Annotated in this window: 1 protein-coding gene; it reads left to right on the forward strand. The window is 54.8% G+C overall.

The window, feature by feature from the left end; genetic code table 11:
- Nucleotides 1-281, forward strand: a 281-nt coding sequence (locus tag HBA93_RS20765) for an AI-2E family transporter (protein ID WP_221724535.1), incomplete at both ends; no start/stop codon positions are given.

The following is a 281-nucleotide window of genomic DNA, read 5'->3' on the forward strand; positions in this document are numbered from 1 at the left end:
TCTTGTGGTTAATGGATATCGAGTATGCGCTATTCTGGGCGCTGACCATCGGGGTTCTGAACTACATACCCTACGTTGGCTCGATGCTTGGCGTCATCTTTCCCGTCGCATTCAGTATCGTCCAATTTGGGTCTATACCGACAACGTTGATCACTGGCGCGCTGCTTATTGCGGCGCAGATGTGGGTTGGCAACGCGCTTGAGCCGCGCATGATCGGGCGAAAGCTGAACATGTCGCCCTTTGTCGTGCTGGTTGCCTTGTCGCTATTCTCGGCGCTCTGG

Origin of the sequence: Ochrobactrum sp. SFR4, from assembly GCF_019730395.1 — a bacterium.
In the GTDB taxonomy this organism is placed as follows: domain Bacteria; phylum Pseudomonadota; class Alphaproteobacteria; order Rhizobiales; family Rhizobiaceae; genus Pseudochrobactrum.